Raw genomic sequence first — 22,926 nt, forward strand, 5'->3', positions numbered from 1 at the left:
AGAAAAATAGTTTTTATAGAACAAAGGAGAGCGTAGCAATCTTATATTTAAGAAGCTACGCTCTCCTTTCTATAGAAACCATTATGCTTAATAAATCGTATTAAAACGTTTGATACCTATAGTTTTAAGTAGATAAAGACAGAGGCTATTTAAAAGGAGCAAAACCACAATAACACCTATGAAAAAGAGGGTAAGGTTTTGTGGCTCTAGTAAAAAGAAAAGGCCAACTGGTGCTCCTATGAGTCCCATACCTAGGAAAACAGAAATCATACTACTTGCACTTTGCTTAACCACAGCAGTTTCATTACTCCAATTCAGTTTAGGAAAAAAGAGATTAATGAGTAAGCCGGAGGTAGCAGTTAAAAAGGCATATAAACTAGGGATACTCAAAAGATAAAATATATCGACTAGGCCAAGTTTAAAGTTAAAGGCAAATAACAAGCTAGCTAATAAAATAGCAGGTAAACAAACGGTTAGGTTCAGCAAAATTTTTGCAGCAAATAAAGTTGTGGGTGTTACAGGTAAGGATTTAACAATCCATAGGTTTTTACCTTCCATTGAAATAGAAACAGAGCTTGTAAAGCTTATTGCTGCACTACCGGCTAAGATGGTGACTAAACCACCTACTAAATAATTTTGAAGTTCTGGCATTTGTAATAAAGCTTCAAGCTGATCAGGCGAGAAGAAGAAAGAACCTATAGCCATAATGACAACTAAAAGCATACCAATAGAGGTATTCATGACATAAATAGGTGAGGCTAAATAGCGTTTGACTTCTTTATGATACAGCGCTTTAATAACGGATTTTGTTTTTAAATGACCTAGTTTATAGTTAGCCATTTGATGTGTTTCACTTAAATTGGCTACAATTTTTTTTAGGCCTTTAGCCAGTAAAGCAAGAATAATGGTAGTAGGGATAATAGAATAAAGGCCAAAGCTTATAAGGGCAACGCTATTTAACTCAACCAGTGCCGTTGTTAAGTAATAAGCAGGTGGATAAAAACGTTTGATACTTTCAAAAATCATCTCATGATGGGTCAATAAAAGTGGTAATAGTTTATTGGCATTTAATTGCAAAGCAAAAGCACCAAGTGTTAAAGCAACCATTAAAAATAATACGACCATAGACCCATGCTTTTTAGAGCGAGAAGCAATAAAAGAGGTGCCATAAGCAAGGATAGTTGCTATTAAAGTAGGAAGTAACGGTACTAAAACGATGGCGAAAATCATCATAACAAATATCCAAGATGAACAAGCTGTTTTCAAGTAGTAAATAATCATAATAGGTGTAAAGAAAGCAGCTGTTAATAAACAGTTCATGAGGTAAGTAAAAAATAATTTACTCAGTAAAATAGCTAAAGGTTTAATCGGTAAAGAAAAAAGTAAGGAATAGTCTTTAGCAGTAAATACACTACCTTGGATACTATAGGTAGAAAAAATAATAATGATTAAACTAATAAGAGTTAAACCAAGAAGTGGTAAAAGGTTTAATCCACCTATACTTTCTAGACCATTAGCTAGCACAAAAGCATACCAGGTTGAGAGTCCTACAAAAACCACAGCAGCATAAAGCATTAGTATACCCATAGCAATCATTTTAGCTTTTTCGGTTTTGGACTTGGTATAACGTAATTGATTAAGCCCTAATAATTGTTTTAAATAAGCTTTAATTAATATTGGATAAGGATTCATTATCAATCAACTCCATAAATACATTTTCTAAACTTTGATTACCAATAACATCAGCTACTTTACCTTTTGCCATAAGTTTGCCTGCTTTAATAATGGCAATTTGGTCACAGAGCTTTTCTGCTACCTCTAAAACATGAGTGGAAAAGAAAATAGCAGAGCCCCTATCGCAAAACTCTCGCATCAGCTGTTTTAAGGTATGACTGGCCTTAGGGTCAAGTCCGACAAAAGGTTCATCCAGCACTAAGAGTTTAGGGGAGTGAATAAAAGCAGAGATTAAAGCTAACTTTTGTTTCATACCATGAGAGTAACTGGCAATCAGGTCTCCTAGGTAAGGTGTAAGTTCAAAAGCCTCACTGTATTTTTTGATTTGATTTTCTCTTTCCTTGGTTGACATACCAAATAGGTCAGCAATAAAACTTAAATAGTCAATACCTGTAAAAGCATCATACAGATCAGGATTATCAGGAATATAAGCAAGGGTTTGTTTACAAAGCAGAGGCTCTGATTTGATAGAATGACCATTGACAAAAATATCTCCTTCCGTTAAGTCTAAAATGCCTACGATGGCTTTAATGGTGGTCGTTTTACCTGCACCATTATGACCGATAAAACCATAGATTTCGCCTGATTGTACATCTAGAGAAAGTTGGTCCACGGCCTTATGTCCATTTTTATATGATTTACTATAATTCACAATACGTAGCATAGGAGCGCCCCCTTTATTAAAATATAAAAATTATATTTGTTATATATATTGTATAACAAATATAATTTACTAAGTCAATAGCTTTTTATTTTTATAGTTAGAACAAGAAGAGAAAATCGGGCCTTTTTATGTCGCTAAAAAAAGCTTAAGTATCGAACTTAAGCTTTTGGTACCAAGTAGCATAAAGAGCAATTTTACTAGGTAGAGTGGCGTATAAACTTCCTAAACGAGCTTTGGTAAGTTTAATTGTTTCGGATAATAAGGAGGGCATTTCGGCAAGTGGCTCGCCATAATAATCGACATAATAATCATTTTTAGCTTCATGCTTAGCATGAGTAACAGCTCCGTATTTAGGACCAATGATGGTACTTGTACCTGGATAAGTAGCTAAAATATCACCCGCTTTACCATATTCTGTTCCGCTTAGATTAGCAACCAAAATAAAAATACTGTTAGTATCAGCCACATACTCCAGTTGGTTTTTGTAAGCCATTTTGAAGTAAGGTGAACTCTGATCAGTGTGAAGGGTAGGTGAATCATGAGTAGCATTTAAGACGATTTGACATCCCATACCTGCATAATACCGAATGAGTTCTGTAGAAAGTTCATCATCTATACAAACACCTATTTTGCCAAATTCAGTTTCAATGATAAAAGGTGTTTCGCCTGTTTCATACCAAGAAGAACTTGGATCAGGATGAATTTTTCGATACGAGCCAATAATGCCTTGGGGACCAATAATAGCTAAAGCATTATAAAATTTATCATCCTCTGCTTTTTCAGGCATGCCTAAAATTACATAAAGGTTGTACTTTTTACAAAGAGCTGCTATTTCCTGAGTGGAGGGCCCAGGAATAGATTCAGCTAAAGTTTCTTGCATAGTAGAAGTACCATTTTCATCTAAGCTATAACCAGACAGTGCAAGCTCTGGAAAGAGGAGAAGCTTTAGGCCATCTTCCCCAGCTTTTATAATAGCTTCTTTAATCTGATTTAAATTATCAGTTTTATTACCCCATACGGGAGTAAAGTCCATAACACCCACACGAACCTCAGCAGTAGAAGGCTCTTCTTTATCAGCAGAAGCTAAAAAGGTGTACCAAGTCTGATAAAGAGCAGGTTTATACATTTCGGTAGAAAAGCCTTCCAAAGTGGCTAAACTTAAATCAAGGGTAGCTAAATAAAGACCTTCCTCATCATTAAGTGGTTTAGCAGGAATATAAGGGGAAGAAGCACGAACACCGTAATAAGTAGAAGGTAAGTCTTTTGAACTACCAGAAGGCCCAACGATGACACTACCTCCAGGAAAGGTATTATCAGCAATCGTACGATCAATAGGAGCAGTTTCTTCACCAATTAAATTAGCACTCGCAATATAAAGACCGTTAGTATTAACAACACCTTCTAAACGATTGGTATAATACCAAAACCATTTAGTCATATCATTACTAGCGCCACCATAAGCCTTTGAACTTGCTGTAGGATTTAAAATAAGTTTGCAGCCTTTAGCGCCATAATAACGACTAAGTTCTGGATAAGCATAGGTGTCATAGCAAATACTAATACCTATAGGTCCCCATTTTGTGTCGAGTACAAAAGGATCACTACCAGCTACGCACCAAGAAGTTTCTGGTTCAATGGGGTTGATTTTTCTATAAGTACCTTCTACACCAGAAGGAGAGATAATGGCAGCAGCATTATAAACAGTATCATTACTAGGGTCTCTTTCCGGCAGTCCATAGACCACATACATATTGTATTTTTCACATAAGCCAGCAATTTGATTAGAAGAAGCTAGAGGGTCTAAACTAGGAACGGTTTCAGCTAATTGAACATGCATTTTTTCATTTTTTCTAAGTCCGTTTAAGTAAGCGCCATCGCGTTTTTCTTCATCTGAATAACCGGTTAAAGCAAGTTCAGGAAAAACAAGAATATTAACACCGTGGGTAGACGCTTCTTCAATATAAGTTTTCATTTGTTCGATATTAGCTGCCTTATCACCCCACTCACTATGGAAATTAACAACACCTACCACAATAGAGTTTTGATAGGTAGTAGTATTAAAATAAAGAATAAATTTTAAAATAAAGATTAAAACAATAGCACATAAAGAAAAATATGTAAATAAATTGAGTTTAATTATTCTATTCATATAAAAAAATCCTTTTCATTGTGATGATTTTAGTATAAACATACAAGATATAAATGGCAATATTTATGTCAATGATGAAAGGACATTAGAAAATAAACGAGTACCCTTATTCTGATACTAAGGGAACTGAGTTCCCCTAGTAGGAAGAGAAAAACACTAAAGTACGCCTGCTATATAAATAGGTTAATATAATTCTTATTTTTTAAAACGATAAAAATAAGGTGTAGTGGTATGATCAATGGCTTTAAAGATATAGCCTTCTTGTTTGTAGTAAGTGATAATATCATTTAAAGCTAAAGCAGTATTTTTATTATTGCCGTTACAATGAGCTAAAATAATGCGACGCATACGACCATCTTGACATTTTTTTGCATTTTTCACAAAAGTAGAAGGGGGTAAGGTACCTTTAATACCATCTTGTAAATCAACGTTCCAGTCATAAATACAGTATCCTTTGGCGCAAAGAGCGTTATAGAATTTAGTATTAAGTCTACCAGCACTACCGCCAGGAAAACGAATGGCTTTAATATCTAAATGAGTTCCTAAGGTTTCGTTAATGGTAGATTTAACCTTTTCCATTTCCATAATAAAGGATTCAGGATTTTTATAAATAATCTTGAAGTTGTGACTATAAGTATGAAGGCCAATACCGTGGCCTTCTTCATAAATGCGTTTTAAGATTGCTTCACGACCTTTGATTTCTTTGCCTACTATAAAGAATGTAGCTTTTACATCATTTGCTTTTAAAACATCTAAAATCTGTTCTGTTACTTTAGGTGTTGGCCCATCATCAAAAGTAAGATAAACAACTTTTTCATCTGTTTCTTGAGGAGGAGTTATGCTGCTAGCTGAAAGTGAAAAAGGAAAAATAAAGCATAAGCTAAGAAGAAGTAAAAATAAAGTTTGAATAATACGCTTCATTACAAAACCTCTCTTTCATAAGTCATATTTGTTTAGTAGTATGCGTAAGTTAAATGAAAAATATTTACTTGATAAAAACACCTTGATTTATATAAGAATATGCAGGCTGTCTATTGTAATCTATAGATGAAAAATGTATAATAACTATAATATAAGCAAAAGGGGATGAAGCATATGAGACTTGATTTTTGCCCAACTTGTGGGAAACCACTTGTAAGAATCACTACTAAAACAGCATTTTACAAGGCAGTATGCTTAGATTGTGAAATGACATACAAGCTAAGTGGTGAATTACAAGGACTAGAAACTATTAAGTTTAAACCAAGTTCGCCTTCACAAATGACAGAGGCAGCTATGAATAAACAAAATCAGTAATATTTGGGTATTCTCAATCTCTAACGATGGTGTTAGAATTGAGGATTTTTAATTTATACAGAAATTAATCTTTTACAGTATAAGAAAGGCATAGATAGGCCTATAATGATAGTAAATGACACTATAATGACTTGATAAGGAGACCGACATGAAACAGAACTACATACCAGAAGTAACTAGTAACCTTAGAAAAAACTATGTGAAAGTACCAGAAGCCACACGGTTATGTAGTGGTATTCGTATCTTTGGAAAGCGTATTAAGTCTTTTATTTTTACAACAGATGTTGCTATTATTAAAAATAATAATGCAGATGCGGTTATGGCAGTATACCCTTTTACCCCACAGTCTACGATTACTCAAGCCATTTTAGCAGTATCAGATATTCCAGTAGTATGTGGCGTAGGTGGTGGATTAACTCATGGTATTCGTTCCGCTAATATTGCCTTACATGCTGAATTTCAAGGTGCTATAGGTGTTGTTTTAAATGCCCCAGCACCTCATGAAACGATTACTCATGTAAAACAACACATTGATATTCCAGTTATCGTAACGGTTGTAAGTCGTGATGCAGATATAGCAGGTAAAATTGCAGCAGGTGCTGATATTATCAATGTAAGTGGTGGGAAACAAACGGCTGAGATTGTAAAAGTTATTAGAGCTCAATATCCAGAATTGCCGATTATTGCAACGGGGGGACCGACAGAGGAAACAGTAAGAGAAACAGTTGAAGCAGGCGCTAATTGTATTACCTATACGCCACCTAGTAATACAGAACTTTTTAAAGCTAAAATGAGTATTTATCGTATGGAAGAATAAGAAATATGACCAGTAGTAATGACTTCACTAAAGAAGCTGCTACTGGTATTTTTATGCCATCCTTTTACTACTAAGCTCACTAACAGTTACATGTAGTTTTTCAAAATGACTAATAGTATATGAATTTAATAGGCTCGGATGGTTACTTTCAAACAAGTATTTAGTTATAATAAAGCAAAGAGGAAATCCTAAAAATAATATGAACGTTTGATATAAAGGAGCGGAGAAATGGCTAAGATTTTAATTATTGAGGATGATGTCAAAATTAGGACAGAGTTAAGTAACCTATTAACTTGCTATGACTATGAATGTATTCTGATTGAATCTTTTGAACATGTAATAGAACAGGCCTTAAGTAGTGAAGCAGATCTTATTTTATTAGATATTAATTTACCTTATGTAGATGGTTATCATATTTGTAAAGGGATTAGAGCAGCTTCGAGTATCCCCATTATTGTTGTCACTAGTAGGGATAGTGAAATGGATGAATTAATGAGCATGAATCTAGGTGCGGATGATTTTGTGACCAAGCCTTATAATATCCAAATTTTATTAGCACGTATAGCTTCAGTTTTAAGAAGAACTCAGAGACACCAAGAACTTAAAGCCATTACTTACAAAGGGTTAACTTTAGATTTATCTCAAAGTAAAGTTAGTTTTGAAAATCAAGAAGTAGAACTGACAAAAAATGAACTTCGCATTTTACATTTGCTGATGAAGCATCAAACAACCATTGTATCTAGAGATGAAATCATGAATGAACTTTGGCAATCAGATGAATTTGTAGATGACAATACTTTGACCGTTAATATTAATCGATTAAGGCGTAAATTAGAGGATGTAGGGGCTAATGATTATATCATGACAAAACGTGGTCAGGGGTATCGTTTATGAGCTTAAAAGATTATTTAAAGGATAGAAGTTTAGATTTAATGATTAAGGCTTTTGTTTTTATATTTATAGCAGCCTTATTAAGTGTACTTGATATAGGTGGTTATGCTATTGGCTTTATTATGAGTATTTTAATAGGTGCTGAATGGTTGGTGTTTTTACATAGTTATCTAAGAAAATATCATTTTTATAAAAAATTAGCGAAACAATATGAGGGGTTGGAGAAGAAATATCTGTTATCAGAGGTAATGGAAAGACCTACCTTTGAAGAGGGTGTTTTTTTGTATGATTTGTTTCGAGGAACTACTAAAAGTATGAATGATCAAATTGCTCTTTATAAATACTCAGCCAAGGAGTATAGAGAGTATATCGAGACTTGGGTTCATGAAGTGAAAACACCTATTGCAGCTAGTAGACTAATGTTGTCTAATCATCCTTCATCTATTTCAAAAAGCTTGGGCGAAGAAATGGACAAAATAGAAGGTTTTGTTGAGCAGGCGCTATTTTATTCAAGAAGTAGCGATGTGGAAAAAGATTATATTATAAAGAAGGTAAATCTAGAAAGTCTGGTTAAAGCAAGTATTAAAAAATATTCGAGAGTACTCATAGAACATAAAATAGCCATTGAATTAGGAGGATTAGATTATAGTGTTTATACAGATAGCAAGTGGATGGACTTTATATTAGGACAAATCATTGGTAATGCTATTAAGTACCGAAGTAATCATCCTCAGCTTTCTTTTAAAGCAACCATCTTAGAAAATAGCATTGTTTTGCAGATACAAGACAATGGTATTGGCATTAAAGAAACAGATTTATCAAGAGTATTTGACAAAGGTTTTACAGGAGAAAATGGTAGACGCTATAGCAAGTCTACAGGTCTAGGACTTTACCTTGCAAAAAAGCTTTGTAGCAAGCTAGGACTAGAAATAGGCATTAGGAGTACAGAGCAAATAGGAACTACCGTTAGCATTGTTTTCCCTAAGAGTAAAATGCATCTATTGGTTTTGTGACATTACTGTAAGGTTATTGTAAGTAAAAGCCATGGAGCCTGACTACTTAGAGATTTAAAATAAAGGTATCAAAAAAAGAGGTGAAAACAATGGAGAATATATTAAAGGTAAGTCATATAGAGAAATACTATGGCACAAGAGGAAATATTACACAAGCTGTAAATGATATTAGTTTTGAAGTAGAATCGGGTGAATTTATAGGGATTATGGGAGCTTCAGGAAGCGGTAAAACAACACTTCTCAATTGTATTGCTACTTTAGATCAGGTTACTTCAGGTCATATTTTAATTAAAGGGAAAGATATTACTGCTTTAAAGAGTAAGAAGCTAGCTAGCTTTAGAAGAGAGGAGCTAGGTTTTATTTTTCAAGACTTTAATCTGTTAGATACCTTGACTGCTTATGAAAACATTGCGCTAGCGTTAACCATTATTAAGACGCCAGCAAAAGCTATTGATGATAGGATTAAAGAAGTTGCTAAGAGGTTAGAAATAGAAGAGGTTTTAAATAAATACCCTTATGAAATGTCAGGGGGGCAAAAGCAAAGAATAGCAGCAGCAAGAGCGATTGTGACCAAACCTAGCCTTATTTTAGCAGACGAGCCGACAGGGGCTTTAGATTCAAAAGCAGCTAGGATGCTTCTTGAGAGCTTTGAAAAACTGAATAAAGAATTACAAGCGACTATTTTAATGGTTACTCATGATGCTTTTACAGCTAGCTACTGCAGTCGTATTTTATTTATTAAAGATGGAAAGATTTTTAATGAAATTCATCGTGGTAACCGTAGTAGAAAAGACTTCTTTAATCAAATCATTGAGATTGTGACGTTACTAGGGGGTGACTTAAGCAATGTTTTTTAAGTTAGCGATTAGTAATGTGAAAAAAAGCATAAAAGATTATTTAGTTTATTTTTTGACCTTAAGCTTAAGTGTTTGCATTTTTTATATTTTTAACGCCATTGACAGCCAAGAAGTTATGCTGAATATCTCCAGTTCTCAAAAAGAAATCTTAGATCTTTTATCAGTAAGTATAGGTTATGTATCTATTTTTATTTCAGTAGTCCTAGGATTTTTAATGGTATATGCCAATAAATTTTTAATTAAAAGAAGAAAAAAGGAACTAGGTTTATATCTCACACTAGGAATGAATAGAGGGACTGTTTCTAGAATGCTGATTTTAGAGACCTTTATTATTGGTTTGTTTTCTTTGGGTACAGGATTATTAGTAGGTATTTTTGCCTCACAGGCTTTATCTGTCGTAACGGCTAAGCTTTTTGAAGCTAATTTAAAAGCTTTTGTATTCATTTTTTCTAAAGGGGCTTTTTTAAAGACGATTTGCTATTTTAGTATCATATACATTATTATTATGATTTTTAATACCATGACTATTTCTAAGTGTAAGTTGATCGAACTAATTTATTCCGGCAAAAAAAATGAACGCCTACGAGTAAAGCGTATAGGCGTTTCAGTAATTTTATTTATTTTAGCAGTTATGAGTTTAGGCGTAGCGTATTATCTTATTTTAGAAAATGGCTTAATGCGTATCAACGAGCAGTTTATTTGTTCTATTGTATTGGGGATTGTTGGAACCCTTCTTTTCTTTGTATCATTAGGAGGCTTCTTAATTCGTTTAGTGGAAACAAGTAAGTCTGTTTATTTTAAGGGACTAAATTTATTTGTCTTAAGACAGCTTAATCATAAAATTAACACTGCTTTTGTATCAATGTCAGTCATCTGTATCATGCTCTTTTTAACCATAGCAGGCTTAGCTAGTGGCTTTTCAGTAGCAAGAGCATTTAATGGGGAGTTAGAAACTTTAACGCCTTTTGATGCTACCTTTGAGGCTTATAGTGCTTATAAAGGAGAGCTAGGCTTAAAGGAGGGTATTCAAGCGAGCCTGGAAAAAACAGGTTTTCCTTTTAAGGAGCTAGTTAAGGAGTCTTCAGAACTTATCCTTTATCGTACAGAAGTAACCTGGGAAGACCTTTTAGGGGATATAGAGGAACTAGCTGCAATGGAAGCTTGGGAGTATACTAAGGAACAGCCTTTTTATGTGATGAGTGCTACAGACTATAACAAAGCCTTAGAGATGCAAGGTCTAAGTCCTATTGAGCTAAAAGAAGATGAATTTGTGATGAACTGTAACTATGGTCAAACCAAGCCTTATCTCAAACAGTTTTTAATAAATAAAGGGCAAATAACAATGAATGGCAAGCTATTAAAAGCAGCTACCAAGGAAGTACTTACTACTACTTATGAAAATCAAAATATGGCTATGAATGTGGGAACACTAATTGTACCAGATCAATTTGTAGAAGAGGGAGACATTTATATTAGGATACTGAATGTTAATTACCCAGGAAATACACAGGAACAAGAAAAACTATTTAATACAGCCATTTATAAGCTATATCCAACCAGTGAAGTGAGACCGTATTCTTTGCTGATGACACGAATAGGTATTTATGAGAATAGTGCGGGGCTATCAGCCATGGTAACTTATTTAACGATTTATATTGGTATGGTATTTCTTTTAGCTTGTGCAGCTATTTTAGCGCTTCAACAGCTTTCAGAAGCGGCAGACAATAGTGAGCGTTATGAACTGCTTAGAAAATTAGGGGCAGAAGAAGGCATGGTTAATAAAGCTTTATTTATGCAAATAAGTATTTATTTTATAATGCCTCTTGTTTTAGCGGTTATTCATTCGATTGTAGGTTTAAAAGTAGGAAGTGATGTGATTAGTATTTTTGGAGGATATGAGCTAACTAATAATTTGTTTCTTGCAGCAGCTGTTATTTTAGTGGTGTATGGTGGCTACTTTATAGCAACTTATATGAGTAGCAAAAATATTATTAGAGCTAAACGTTAGTAGAGTAAATATAAGAGTATAAAAAGAAGGCTTATACAAAAATAAGCTTTTTTTTTGTGCTCAAACTAGTATAGCTTATTCATAAGCTGCTACTACTACATCTCATCTTTAGGATAGCCCATCAGCTTCCTGAGTAAAGGCATAGAATAGATAGGGCGATAGTTAAAATTAAAATAAAATTACTTATAAAATCCGAACAATGATATGTAAACTTGTTTTATTGTTCGAAAATGTGTATAATAAAATATATACAATTATAAAATAATGTTTAACAGGGAGATATCAAATGGGTGGAATTTTTGGAGTAGCATTAAAAAAAGATTGTGTCTTAGATTTATTTTTTGGAACAGATTATCATTCACACTTAGGTACTAGAAGAGGAGGAATGGCTGTTTATGGGGAAAAAGGCTTTAACCGTTCAATCCATAACATTCAAAATTCACCCTTTCGTACAAAGTTCGAAAAAGATGTAGAAGAACTATCAGGAAATATTGGCATTGGGTGTATTTCAGATACTGAGCCTCAGCCTTTATTAGTACAATCACATTTAGGGAGTTTTGCGATTACAACGGTTGGAAAGATTAATAATACGGAAGAGCTTGTGGAAAAGACCTTTCAAAATGGTAATACACACTTTTTAGAAATGAGTGGGGGCAATATTAATCCAACAGAACTTGTAGCTGCTTTAATGAATCATAAAGATACCATTGTGGAAGGGATTCAATATGTTCAAGAATGTATCAAAGGATCTATGACTTTGATTGTGATGACTAAGGAAGGTTTATACGCAGCCAGAGACCTCTATGGCAGGACACCTTTATCAATAGGAAAAAAAGAGGAAGGCTATTGTATTGCCTTTGAGAGTTTTGCTTATATTAATTTAGGCTATAAAACCCAATACGAATTAGGGCCTGCTGAGATTGTCTATGTCACACCAGAAGGGATGGAGACCGTCAGCCCGGCGAAAGAAGAAATGAAAATTTGTACCTTCTTATGGATTTATTATGGCTATCCTACTTCTACATATGAGGGGATAAATGTTGAGAAAATGCGTTACGATTGTGGTAAAATGTTAGCTAAAAGGGATCATGTAACACCAGATATAGTAGCAGGTGTGCCAGACTCAGGAACTGCCCATGCCATTGGATATGCCAATGCTTCAGGTATTCCTTTTGCAAGGCCATTTATTAAATATACCCCAACATGGGCAAGGTCATTTATGCCAACTAGTCAAAATCAACGTAATCTCATTGCACGTATGAAACTTATTCCAGTAGATGCATTAATTAAGGATAAAAGCTTATTATTAATTGATGACTCTATTGTACGTGGTACTCAGCTGAGAGAAACAACAGAGCTACTATATGAAAGTGGCGCAAAAGAAGTACATATTCGTCCGGCTTGTCCACCTTTATTATTTGGCTGTAAGTATTTAAATTTCTCTCGTTCTAATTCAGAGTTAGATTTAATTACAAGAAGAATCATATTAGAAAGAGAAGGAGATAAAGCTGAAGAAATGCTAGAGGATTATGCTAATCCAGATAGTCAAAATTATAAAGAGATGATAGATACCATTTGTAGACAATTGAAGTTTACTTCTCTTAGATTTCATAGATTAGATGATATGATTGAATCTGTAGGTATCAAACCTTGCAAGCTTTGTACTTACTGCTGGAATGGAAAAGAGTAAAATCTCCTTTCATTATAAAGAAGAAAAACTAGAAGAGGTGTTGCTCATTTGTAGCATCTCTTCTAGTTTTTATATTGTAGTAAATAGGCTTTGGGAGTGGTATGAAACTCCTTCTTAAAAGCCCTAGCAAATTGACTATAGTCTGTAAAGCCACAACTTATATAAACTTCAGAAGGAGGTATACCATCTTGAAGGAGATGAGAAGCCTTAATAAGACGCTTTTTTTGTATATACTGATGTAAGCTATATCCGGTTTCTGTTTTAAAAAAATGCATTAAATAGTGTTTGCTCAGATAAAAGGTAGTAGCTAATTCACTAATAGGAAGAGGTTTTTCTAAATTGATATTAATGTAGTCAATAAGTTGAGTAATACGCGGATGATAGACAATATCAGGTGAAGTTACTGAATGATTTGCTTCTAAGATGTAACGATTAAGCCAGATAAGCAGCTGGGTTAAGTGAACAGTTTCTAATAACTCATGGGCGAAGAGGTTATCTTTTTGAGAGGTTTCTAGCTGTTCTAATAAGTGGCGAAAGTGTTTTTGATTTTTAGTAGTAAGACGTAATAAATGTGATTGATTGCAGGATGTATAAAAACACTGCATACAATCTTCTGAGACTATATGTAAATGAGGATTAAGCCATAAAACAATACGTTCATAGGGTTGTTCATGGTGAATAAGTGGTTTATGTAGAGCATTGTTAGGAACTAATAGTAAATCACCAGGGCGCAAATGATAATATTTTCCTTCTATACAATACGTGACAGAACCTTCTATAAAGAGGATGAGCTTATGAAAATCATGATAATGCATAGAGAAAGTTTGACTTTCCTGATCCCTTAAATGAAAAAATAAATAATCCTGATGCAAATAACCTTTGCGTTTATTTAAGCCATCTTCTGTATTATTCATAATAACCTCCTTGTATAAGTTTGCTTTATTATAGCACTTTTTACATAGTAAGAAGCATTTTTTGCAGAGATAATATGAAAAAAGTAGCATACAATTAAGTAAATACTAGGGAGGTGACCTATAATGATAGGGAAAAAATTAGTGGATTTATTAGCGGGTGTGGATTATAAAGTACTACAAGGAAAGATAGAGCACGAGGTAAAGCACATAGCATGGGATACAAGAACCATGGTAGAAGGCGCTTTATTTATTTGTGTTAAGAATAGAAATGTAGATCGTCATTGTTTCGCACAAGAAGCAATTAAACAAGGGGCAACTATTTTAATGATTGAACATGAGATTGATCAAGTACCTGAAAAAGTAACCATTATTCAAGTAGATGATAGCCGTAAAGCGATGTCTATTATCGCCCAAAATTATTATGAAAAACCCGGTGAAGCTTTAAAAATGATAGGTGTAACAGGAACTAATGGAAAAACTTCGATTACCCATTTTATTGCACAGGTTTTAAGTACTTTAGGTGAGAAAACAGGTGTTATTGGAACAATCCGTAATACGCTAGAGGGAGAAAAGCTAAAGACTAAAAAAATTAATCCCACAACACCGGATGCCATTGAACTACAGGCTAGCTTAAAAGAGATGTTAGATAAGGGAGCAACCTATGGTGTGATGGAAGTAACCTCTTCAGCTTTAGCTCAAAATAGAGTTTATGGGATGGCCTATCAAGTAGGGGTTTTTACGAATTTAACTCAGGATCATTTAGAAGAACATGGCACGATGGAAGCATACGGGGCCGCTAAGTTAAAGCTTTTTAAAAATTGCCGAATAGGTATTGTTAATCAAGATGATCTGATGGCGGAAAAAATTAAACAAGAAGGTCACTGTAAGGTAATTACCTATGGCATTGATAAAAAAGCAGATTTTAAGGCTGAGCAGATTCATCAAGGATTAACCGGTGTAGACTTTAAGCTCATCTATTTAGGAAAGCAATATTCGATTAACTTTCCAGTACCAGGACGTTTTAGTGTGTATAATGCACTAGCAACAATTGCTACTCTTGTGAGTTTGGGATATGAATTAACTAACATTCTAGAGGCACTTCATTGGATTAATGAAGTACCTGGGCGTTTTCAAATCATTCCTAATACCAAGGGTGTTTTAGTAGTAGTAGATTATGCACATTCGCCTGATAGTTTAAAACAACTTTTACAAACGACAAAAGATTTAATTTCAGGGAAGCTTACTGTGGTCTTTGGATGTGGGGGAGATAGAGATACCAGTAAAAGAGCTGAAATGGGGACTATGGCTGGAGCTTATAGTGACTTAACCATTATCACCTCTGATAATCCAAGAAATGAAAAACCAGAGCAGATTATGGCGGACATAGAAAAAGGTATCTTGGAAGTTAAGGGAAGATATGAAATGATTAAGAATCGTAAATTGGCTATTGTGGCGGCATTAGCAGAAGCTGAAGAAGGAGATGCAGTAGTTATTGCTGGTAAGGGACATGAAACTTATCAATTGATAGGTAATCAGAAGTGGCATCTAGATGATTGCGAAATTGTGAGTAATTATTTAAATGCTTAAAATAAAAATGGGTGCTGAAGTATTCAGTACCCATTTTTATTATGAATGGCTTATCATCTTAGTTAACGATATTTTTGGATAACAGCAGCTAGTGTGTCACCCATTTGTAGTTGCCCATAGCTATTATTAGGATGAATACCATTAGAAGCTTTAATCACAGGTATTGTAGCACCATCGATGGTTTCAGTAGTTTCCTTATAATCAAAGCCGTTAGTTGTATCTAAGGTAAGATGCATAGGGGCAATATAAATACCTTGTTGTTTGCTTTGTTCATTATCATAGGTTTTTAGTAGATAATAGGTGGCAATTTTCATATTGCGATCGTATTTGTTATAGAAAGCTTGATGACTATCTGTAACAATTTCTGTATTTGGTGCTGGCGTAGGGGTACAAAGAATAATCTTAATATGAGGATCATAGGCCTTAATAGAAGCGATCATTTGATTAAGCTTACGTATATACCCCTCCATATCCTCTAGAGCGTTATTATAACCAAAATCATTGGCACCTAGAAGAATACTCACATGAGTAGGAGCACCTTCGGTATAAGCAGCTGCAAAGCGTTCCATATATTTTGAAAAGCTAAATTCAAAGGTTGTAGGCTGAATGGCCATAGATTCCCAACTAGTGCCTGTCCATTCAATCCATTCGCTTCCTTTAGGACGGCTAGGATCTACCATGACGTCACCTTTTAAAGGATACTTATAATAACCATTCATATCATAAAGGTAAGGACCTTTACTTTTCCAATCTCTAGCGATTGTTTGGAAACCAGCATAAATAGGATTTGTAGAGTCGGTGTAGCAAATATTTTTCCAATCACGGGTGTTACCTTTATAGCGAGCCCCATCAATAGTTGTAGGAAACATAAATGGACTATCTAGCTCAGAGGAATTAATGGCAGTAAAATAACGATTTAAGGTCCAACCACCACGGCCTTCTCTGGCAGAGATACCGTCTGTTTCATAAACTCTTGTTCCCAATACTTTGACATTAGGAAGTTTCTTTTCAACTTGATTTAAATAAATACCAGCTCTAGTTAAACTGTCACCAATAGCAAGCAGTCTTACAGGGGTTGTGTTCGAGGTATCTACCAATTCAACAGAAACATTTTGTTCTGCAAGAGTTGTATCATTACTTAGATAAAAGTTTAAATCAAAACGTTTATTTAAAGGATATTCATTTAATGAACCTGTTTTAAAAGACCAAGAGTCTTCTGAAGCTACCCCATAAGATGATACAACGCTTAAATTATAGTTAGAAAATTGAGATAAAAATGCGTTTTTATTAAAAATAGTATAGTTCTCTACAGTTGTATTGGTGCCTTCTAAAATAAAAAGCTCTTTAGGTACAAGAAGTCCTTCCACATTTAAATTCGTATAATCTAAAACCGTTGTATCGGTTTTAAGGTTTTCACTTGTTAAAGTTTGATTTTCTATGGGATTAAAGGTTGCTCCTAAAGTAATCTGACCTGATAAAGTTGTAGATAGTAACAAAATAGCACATTGTGTGACAAGACGTTGTCGTAATTTCATAGTTGATGCGCACCTCCAAGCTATAGTTTAGCGTGAACTAGCTAGTTTTACAATATAGTCAAGTGGAAATGTTATGAAATAGAAATAAAAGAAGCCTATTTGTTATAAAAGTAAAGTTAAAAAGTAATAAATCCACTGATTTTTAGTAAAAAATCTTCTCAATATGATATAATAAGTGATAAAATAGATTGATAGTATAAAATGATACTAAGTAGAAAAGTGGTGAGTGAATGGAACTCCTAAGAGATAAAAATGGATTAACGGAGCAAGAATTTTTACAAAGCTATGATTTAGCTAAATATGAGAAGCCTTCTGTAACTGTAGATATGTTGTTACTTACAGTAGGAGATAAGGAAAATACCGATATTAGGAAACTGCCAGAAAAAGAACTAAGAGTACTTCTAGTAAAAAGAGGTGAGCATCCTTTTCTAGGAAATTGGGCGCTTCCTGGTGGATTTGTAGGCATGAAAGAAGGCTTAAGGGAAGCTGCTTATCGTAAAATTAAAGATGAAACGAATGTAACAGATATTTATCTAGAACAGCTTTATACCTTAGGGGAAGATCAAGAAGAAGTAGAAAGGGACCCTAGAACCAGAGTTATTTCTACTTCCTATATGGCATTGGTAGACGAATCAAAATTGAAACCAAGTGCACATCGTACAACAGATGAAGTAAGCTGGTTTAGTGTTAAGAAAAAACCTACTTTTAGTGGAAAACAGGGCTATGCCTTTGTAGAAACCTATGAGCTTACTTTAGAATCAGATGATGGCGCCATAAAGATAGGCTATCAAATTAAAGAAGTATACGAGTCAAAGACGCCTTATCCTGTAAAAACCACTAGATATGAGAAGCTAGATGGTTATGAAGATGGTTTGGCATTTGATCACTATAAATTAATCGACAAAGGTTTAGAACGTCTTAAAAATAAAATTGAATATACACCTTTAGCATTTACACTTTTACCTGAATACTTTACTTTAAGTGAACTTCAAAAGGTATATGAAGTTATTTTGGATAAAAAACTTTTGAAAGCTAACTTTAGAAGAAAAATTGCTCCAATGGTAAAGAAAACAGAAATCATACAAAAAAGAGGACATCGTCCAGCTAATTATTATCAGTTTAATGAAGAATGGCAACATGATTTTATGGGATAATCAAGTGAAAAACAGGCAATAAGTCTATACAATGAAAAAACACTATCTTACAGTATGTTAAATGTGCTGAAAGATAGTGTTTTTTATTGTGATAATTCTAAATAATTTGCAAGTCATATTGACAAGATATTAACAAAGTAGTAATCTGAATAATGATTATTGTTAATAAATTAACATAAATTTCAAGTTAAAGCACCAGTTAAAATAAGGAGGCAATTATGGGAGAAGTTATTAAGTGGCATGAACTAGATCAGATACTTGAAAGAAATGGGTTAGAGCCAAGTAGTATTATTAGTATTTTACAAGATATTCAAGAGATTTATCGCTACATACCAGAAGAAATTTTTCCTTATTTATCAGAAAAATTAGGGATGAGTACTGCCAAAATTTATGGTGTAGCTACTTTTTATGAAAATTTTTCATTAGAACCTAAGGGAAAGTATGTTATTAAGATATGCGATGGTACAGCCTGCCATGTTAGAAAATCAATTCCTATTTTAAATGCCTTAAGAGAAACCTTAAGTTTATCAGAAGAAAAGGTAACGACAGATGATTTATTATTTACAGTAGAAACGGTTTCTTGTTTAGGTGCTTGTGGACTTGCCCCCGTTATGACCATTAATGATAAGGTTTATGGTAGTATGACACCGGAAAAAGCAAAAGCTTTATTATCTGAGCTAAGGGAGGAAGACTAAGATGCTAAAAGATAGAGCAGATTTAGTGCAAATGAGGATAGCTTGCAAGGAAGCACTTGAGTTAGAAAAAATAAAAATCTTAGTTTGTTCAGGAACAGGTTGCATTGCAAGTGGTTCTTTAGAGATTTATGAAGAAATGCTAAGGTTAATGAAGAAAGAAGGACTTAATTGTAGTGTGAATTTAGAAGAAGAACCACATGACTCTTCAATTGGTATGAAAAAAAGTGGTTGTCATGGTTTTTGTGAAATGGGACCTCTACTTCGAATAGAGCCATGGGGTTACTTATACATAAAAGTAAAGGTAGAGGATTGTAAAGAGATTATAGAAGAAACGATTAAAAAAGGTCAGTGTATTGAACGTCTTATTTATAAAAAGGATGGTAAGGGCTATAAAACCCAAGCAGAAATTCCTTTTTATAAAAAACAGACAAGGCTTGTTTTAGAGCATTGTGGGCATATTGATGCTACATCTATAAAAGAATATTTAGCTGTAGGGGGCTATGAAGCCTTAGAAAAGGCTTTATTTGATAGGGATGATGAAGGCATCATTCATGAAATTACAGAATCCAATTTACGAGGTAGAGGTGGTGGTGGTTTTCCTGCTGGTAGAAAATGGACACAGGTAAGACGTCAAGTAGAACCTACGAAATATGTTGTATGTAATGGAGATGAAGGAGATCCAGGTGCTTTTATGGATAGAAGTATTATGGAAGGTGACCCTCATCGTATGTTAGAAGGTATGATGATTGCAGCTAAAGCTTGTAAGGCAAGAGAAGGGTATATTTATGTGAGGGCAGAATATCCATTGGCTATTAGTCGTTTAAGAAAAGCAATTGATGAGGCCAGGGAGTATGGTTTATTAGGTGAGCATATTTTAGGAACAGACTTTAGCTTTGATATTAAGATTAATAGAGGAGCGGGGGCTTTTGTTTGTGGTGAAGGTAGCGCGTTAACCGCTTCAATTGAAGGAAAACGTGGGATGCCTCGTGTGAAGCCACCACGAACAGTTGAACAAGGTTTATTTGAGAAACCTACTGTACTTAATAACGTAGAAACCTTTGCTAATGTGCCACTGATTATTTTGAATGGGGTTGACTGGTATAAAGGAATAGGACCAGAGAAGAGTCCTGGAACTAAGGCTTTTGCTTTAACAGGTAATATTGAAAATACAGGACTTATAGAAGTGCCTATGGGAACCACCTTAAGAGAAGTCATTTTTGATATTGGTGGTGGTATGAGAGATGGTGCTAATTTTAAAGCTGTTCAAATTGGAGGGCCATCAGGAGGTTGCTTAACCAGTGATGATTTAGATTTACCACTAGATTTCGATTCTTTAAAGAAGGCTGGTGCTATGATTGGCTCAGGTGGTCTAGTAGTTATGGATGAAAATACTTGTATGGTAGAAGTGGCACGTTTCTTTATGAACTTTACTCAAAATGAATCTTGCGGCAAATGTGTACCCTGTAGAGAGGGAACTAAACGTATGCTAGAGATTCTAGAGCGTATCGTAGTAGGTGGAGGAGAAGAGAATGACTTAGACCAGCTTTTAGAATTAGCAGATACGATTTCTTCTACAGCACTTTGTGGGCTAGGAAAAACAGCTGCTTTTCCGGTGGTAAGTACGATTAAGAAGTTTAAAGGTGAATATCTAGCGCATATTGTAGATAAAAAATGTCCATCTAAAACATGTCAAAAGCTTCGTCAGATTTATATTGATGAAGTACTTTGTAAGGGCTGTTCAAAATGTGCAAGAAGCTGTCCTGTAGGGGCGATTTCAGGACAAATTAAGAAACCATTTAAAATTGATGAAAAGAAATGTATTAAATGTGGTGCCTGCATCGGGGCTTGTGCATTTAAAGCAGTGAAGGAGGATTAAAGATGAGTGGACAGTTTATGTTAATAGATGGCATGCCTGTAGAAATTAATGGAGAGAAAAATATATTAGAATTAATTAGAAAAGCAGGAATCGAGCTGCCTACCTTCTGTTATTATTCAGAGCTTTCCGTATACGGTGCCTGCCGTTTATGTGTGATAGAGAATCAGTGGGGGGGAATAGAAGCATCCTGCTCTACACCACCTAAAGCAGGAATGGAGATTTACACAAATACACCTAGACTTAGAAAATATCGTAAAATGATATTAGAGCTTATTTTAGCCAATCATTGTAGAGACTGTACGACTTGTGAAAAGAATGGAGACTGTAAACTTCAAGAACTTGCTATGCGATTTGGCATTAATCAAGTTCGTTTTAAAAATAGTAAAAAAGAAGTGCCATTAGATACTTCTTCTAGAGCCATTGTACGTGATGAAAGTAAGTGTATTTTATGTGGCGATTGTGTTAGAATGTGTGATGAGATGCAAAATATTGGTGCCATCGATTTTGCTCATAGAGGTACCAATATGCGTATTAGTACAGCCTTTCATAAGCCTATTAGTGAATCTAAATGTGTGAGCTGTGGCCAATGCGCGGCAGTATGTCCAACAGGAGCTATCGTTGTGAAAAATGATACACAGGCTATTTGGAATGTAATAAGTGATCCAGAAACTAAGGTGATTGTTCAAATAGCACCAGCTGTAAGAGTGGGCATTGACCAATCTTTAGGTGAAGAAAATGGGCATAATGTTATGGGAAAAATTATTGCTGCTTTAAGACGTATGGGCTTTGATGAAATTTTTGATACAACGACAGGAGCAGATTTGACTGTATTAGAAGAAGCCAATGAACTCTTAGAACGTATAGAAAGAAAAGATACATTGCCACTTTTTACTTCCTGTTGTCCAGCATGGGTAAAGTATGTAGAGAACAATCATCCAGAGCTCATCAGTCAAGTTTCTTCTTGTCGTTCACCTATGGAGATGTTTGGAGCTGTTTTAAAGGAACATTATAGTCATTCTAGGCGTAAGGTTATTGTTGTAGCAGTGATGCCTTGTACAGCTAAAAAGGAAGAAGCTGCAAGAGATGAACTGAAGCGTGATGGCATTCCAGATGTGGATTATGTACTTACAACTAGAGAACTTATTCAAATGGTAAAAGAATCCGGTATTGTCTTTAATGAGTTAGAGCCGGAAGCTGTAGATATGCCTTTTGGTGTAAGTAGTGGTGCAGGTGTTATTTTCGGTGTAACAGGTGGGGTAACAGAAGCAGTTATTCGTCGTCTAGCTGATGACAAATCAACAACTAGCTTACGTAGTATTGCTTTTAACGGTGTAAGAGGCATGGCAGGTGTAAAGGAAGCAGAGATACCTTTTGGAGAGAACTATTTAAAGGTGGCCATTGTAAGTGGACTTAAAAATGCAGAAGATTTGATTATAGCTATGAAATCAGGAGAAAAGCATTATGACTTTGTAGAAGTAATGGCTTGCCCAACGGGTTGTGTGGGAGGAGCTGGTCAGCCATTTGCCAGAAATGAAGAAAAAGCTATACGTGGGAAAGGACTTTATGAAGCCGATCGTTTAAGTAGTATTAAGCGTTCTGAGGAAAATCCTCTTATTATGTCTCTTTATTCGGGCGTTTTGAAGGGAAAGGTACATCAGTTATTACATGTGGATTACATAGGAAAGGAGTAAGTTATGGAACTAAAAATTTGTATAGGAAGTGCTTGCCATATTAAAGGGTCCTATAATGTGATCAGCGCTTTTCAACAACTTATAGAGGAATATCAAGTTTTTGAACAAGTGGAATTAAAAGCAGTATTTTGTTTAGGTCACTGCACTGAGGCTGTATCAGTACAGATTGATCAGGGGGATATTTATAGTGTGTCAGGAGCTACGGCTAGAACGTTTTTTAAGGAAGAAGTGCTTACGAGATTAAATGGGGAAAAATAGATAGTAGTTAAGGTTGAGTGATAAAAAAGCATTGTCAATAATGGCAATGCTTTTTTTGTATTTGAATAAATTACCAGTAATACATAATGTTAGTTAA

19 protein-coding genes are annotated in these 22,926 nt (G+C 34.6%); 13 read left to right on the forward strand and 6 right to left on the reverse strand.

Annotated features, from left to right (window positions below):
* Window positions 1-87: 87 nt before the first annotated feature.
* From CLOLE_RS07965 to CLOLE_RS07980, 4 genes are all read right to left on the reverse strand, one after another.
* Window positions 88-1,692 (reverse strand): hypothetical protein, encoded by a 1,605-nt coding sequence (locus tag CLOLE_RS07965; RefSeq protein ID WP_013656584.1) that lies wholly within the window; start codon window positions 1,690-1,692, stop codon window positions 88-90.
* Complete coding sequence (locus tag CLOLE_RS07970) at window positions 1,667-2,398, reverse strand: ABC transporter ATP-binding protein (protein WP_013656585.1); 732 nt, start codon at window positions 2,396-2,398, stop codon at window positions 1,667-1,669. The genes CLOLE_RS07965 and CLOLE_RS07970 overlap by 26 nt, the downstream gene beginning before the upstream one ends.
* A gap of 145 nt (window positions 2,399-2,543) precedes the next feature.
* Window positions 2,544-4,547, reverse strand: a complete 2,004-nt coding sequence (locus tag CLOLE_RS21770) for a carbon-nitrogen hydrolase family protein (RefSeq protein WP_013656586.1) — start codon at window positions 4,545-4,547, stop codon at window positions 2,544-2,546.
* A 195-nt stretch (window positions 4,548-4,742) separates the two neighbouring features.
* Window positions 4,743-5,468, reverse strand: a complete 726-nt coding sequence (locus CLOLE_RS07980; RefSeq protein ID WP_013656587.1) for a polysaccharide deacetylase family protein — start codon at window positions 5,466-5,468, stop codon at window positions 4,743-4,745.
* 174 nt (window positions 5,469-5,642) lie between these two features.
* On the opposite strand from CLOLE_RS07980, the gene CLOLE_RS07985 reads away from it, so the two are divergent.
* The 7 genes from CLOLE_RS07985 (at window position 5,643) to CLOLE_RS08015 (ending at window position 13,119) form a co-directional block, all read left to right on the forward strand.
* Complete coding sequence (locus tag CLOLE_RS07985; protein WP_013656588.1) at window positions 5,643-5,843, forward strand: hypothetical protein; 201 nt, start codon at window positions 5,643-5,645, stop codon at window positions 5,841-5,843.
* Between the two features lie 148 nt (window positions 5,844-5,991).
* Window positions 5,992-6,660: a beta/alpha barrel domain-containing protein gene (locus tag CLOLE_RS07990; RefSeq protein ID WP_013656589.1), complete on the forward strand. Its 669-nt coding sequence runs from the start codon at window positions 5,992-5,994 to the stop codon at window positions 6,658-6,660.
* Window positions 6,661-6,888: 228 nt separating this feature from the next.
* Window positions 6,889-7,554 (forward strand): response regulator transcription factor, encoded by a 666-nt coding sequence (locus CLOLE_RS07995; RefSeq protein ID WP_013656590.1) that lies wholly within the window; start codon window positions 6,889-6,891, stop codon window positions 7,552-7,554.
* Window positions 7,551-8,564 (forward strand): sensor histidine kinase, encoded by a 1,014-nt coding sequence (locus CLOLE_RS08000; RefSeq protein WP_013656591.1) that lies wholly within the window; start codon window positions 7,551-7,553, stop codon window positions 8,562-8,564. Before CLOLE_RS07995 ends, CLOLE_RS08000 begins: the two co-directional genes overlap by 4 nt.
* A gap of 89 nt (window positions 8,565-8,653) precedes the next feature.
* Window positions 8,654-9,421 (forward strand): ABC transporter ATP-binding protein, encoded by a 768-nt coding sequence (locus CLOLE_RS08005; protein WP_013656592.1) that lies wholly within the window; start codon window positions 8,654-8,656, stop codon window positions 9,419-9,421.
* Entirely contained in the window at window positions 9,411-11,429 is a 2,019-nt protein-coding gene (locus tag CLOLE_RS08010) for an FtsX-like permease family protein (protein ID WP_013656593.1), read from the forward strand. The genes CLOLE_RS08005 and CLOLE_RS08010 overlap by 11 nt, the downstream gene beginning before the upstream one ends.
* 286 nt (window positions 11,430-11,715) lie before the next feature.
* On the forward strand, window positions 11,716-13,119 hold the full coding sequence (locus CLOLE_RS08015; RefSeq protein WP_013656594.1) for an amidophosphoribosyltransferase: 1,404 nt from the start codon (window positions 11,716-11,718) through the stop codon (window positions 13,117-13,119).
* Window positions 13,120-13,181: 62 nt separating this feature from the next.
* Here CLOLE_RS08015 and CLOLE_RS08020 read toward each other — a convergent pair whose 3' ends face one another.
* A complete protein-coding gene (locus tag CLOLE_RS08020; protein WP_013656595.1) occupies window positions 13,182-14,033 on the reverse strand; it encodes a helix-turn-helix domain-containing protein in 852 nt (283 codons plus the stop codon).
* Window positions 14,034-14,156: 123 nt separating this feature from the next.
* Here CLOLE_RS08020 and CLOLE_RS08025 point away from each other — a divergent pair, with 123 nt between their 5' ends.
* The gene (locus tag CLOLE_RS08025) at window positions 14,157-15,620 is read left to right on the forward strand and encodes a UDP-N-acetylmuramoyl-L-alanyl-D-glutamate--2,6-diaminopimelate ligase (RefSeq protein WP_013656596.1); all 1,464 of its coding nucleotides are present in this window, start codon (window positions 14,157-14,159) and stop codon (window positions 15,618-15,620) included.
* 62 nt (window positions 15,621-15,682) lie between these two features.
* Here CLOLE_RS08025 and CLOLE_RS08030 read toward each other — a convergent pair whose 3' ends face one another.
* Window positions 15,683-17,155 carry an SGNH/GDSL hydrolase family protein gene (locus tag CLOLE_RS08030; protein WP_013656597.1) on the reverse strand — a complete coding sequence of 491 codons (1,473 nt, stop codon included), beginning with the start codon at window positions 17,153-17,155 and terminating at the stop codon, window positions 15,683-15,685.
* Between the two features lie 230 nt (window positions 17,156-17,385).
* On the opposite strand from CLOLE_RS08030, the gene CLOLE_RS08035 reads away from it, so the two are divergent.
* The 5 genes from CLOLE_RS08035 to CLOLE_RS08055 all read left to right on the forward strand — a co-directional run bounded on the left by CLOLE_RS08035 (window position 17,386) and on the right by CLOLE_RS08055 (window position 22,829).
* On the forward strand, window positions 17,386-18,309 hold the full coding sequence (locus CLOLE_RS08035; protein WP_013656598.1) for an NUDIX domain-containing protein: 924 nt from the start codon (window positions 17,386-17,388) through the stop codon (window positions 18,307-18,309).
* Window positions 18,310-18,527: 218 nt separating this feature from the next.
* Window positions 18,528-19,004: an NADH-quinone oxidoreductase subunit NuoE family protein gene (locus CLOLE_RS08040; protein ID WP_013656599.1), complete on the forward strand. Its 477-nt coding sequence runs from the start codon at window positions 18,528-18,530 to the stop codon at window positions 19,002-19,004.
* 1 nt (window position 19,005) lies between these two features.
* On the forward strand, window positions 19,006-20,880 hold the full coding sequence (locus CLOLE_RS08045; protein ID WP_013656600.1) for an NADH-ubiquinone oxidoreductase-F iron-sulfur binding region domain-containing protein: 1,875 nt from the start codon (window positions 19,006-19,008) through the stop codon (window positions 20,878-20,880).
* A 2-nt stretch (window positions 20,881-20,882) separates the two neighbouring features.
* Entirely contained in the window at window positions 20,883-22,571 is a 1,689-nt protein-coding gene (locus CLOLE_RS08050) for a [FeFe] hydrogenase, group A (protein WP_013656601.1), read from the forward strand.
* Between the two features lie 3 nt (window positions 22,572-22,574).
* Window positions 22,575-22,829 carry a (2Fe-2S) ferredoxin domain-containing protein gene (locus tag CLOLE_RS08055; RefSeq protein ID WP_013656602.1) on the forward strand — a complete coding sequence of 85 codons (255 nt, stop codon included), beginning with the start codon at window positions 22,575-22,577 and terminating at the stop codon, window positions 22,827-22,829.
* Window positions 22,830-22,926: the final 97 nt, after the last annotated feature.

Source organism: Cellulosilyticum lentocellum DSM 5427 (assembly GCF_000178835.2).
GTDB classification, from domain to species: Bacteria; Bacillota; Clostridia; order Lachnospirales; family Cellulosilyticaceae; genus Cellulosilyticum; species Cellulosilyticum lentocellum.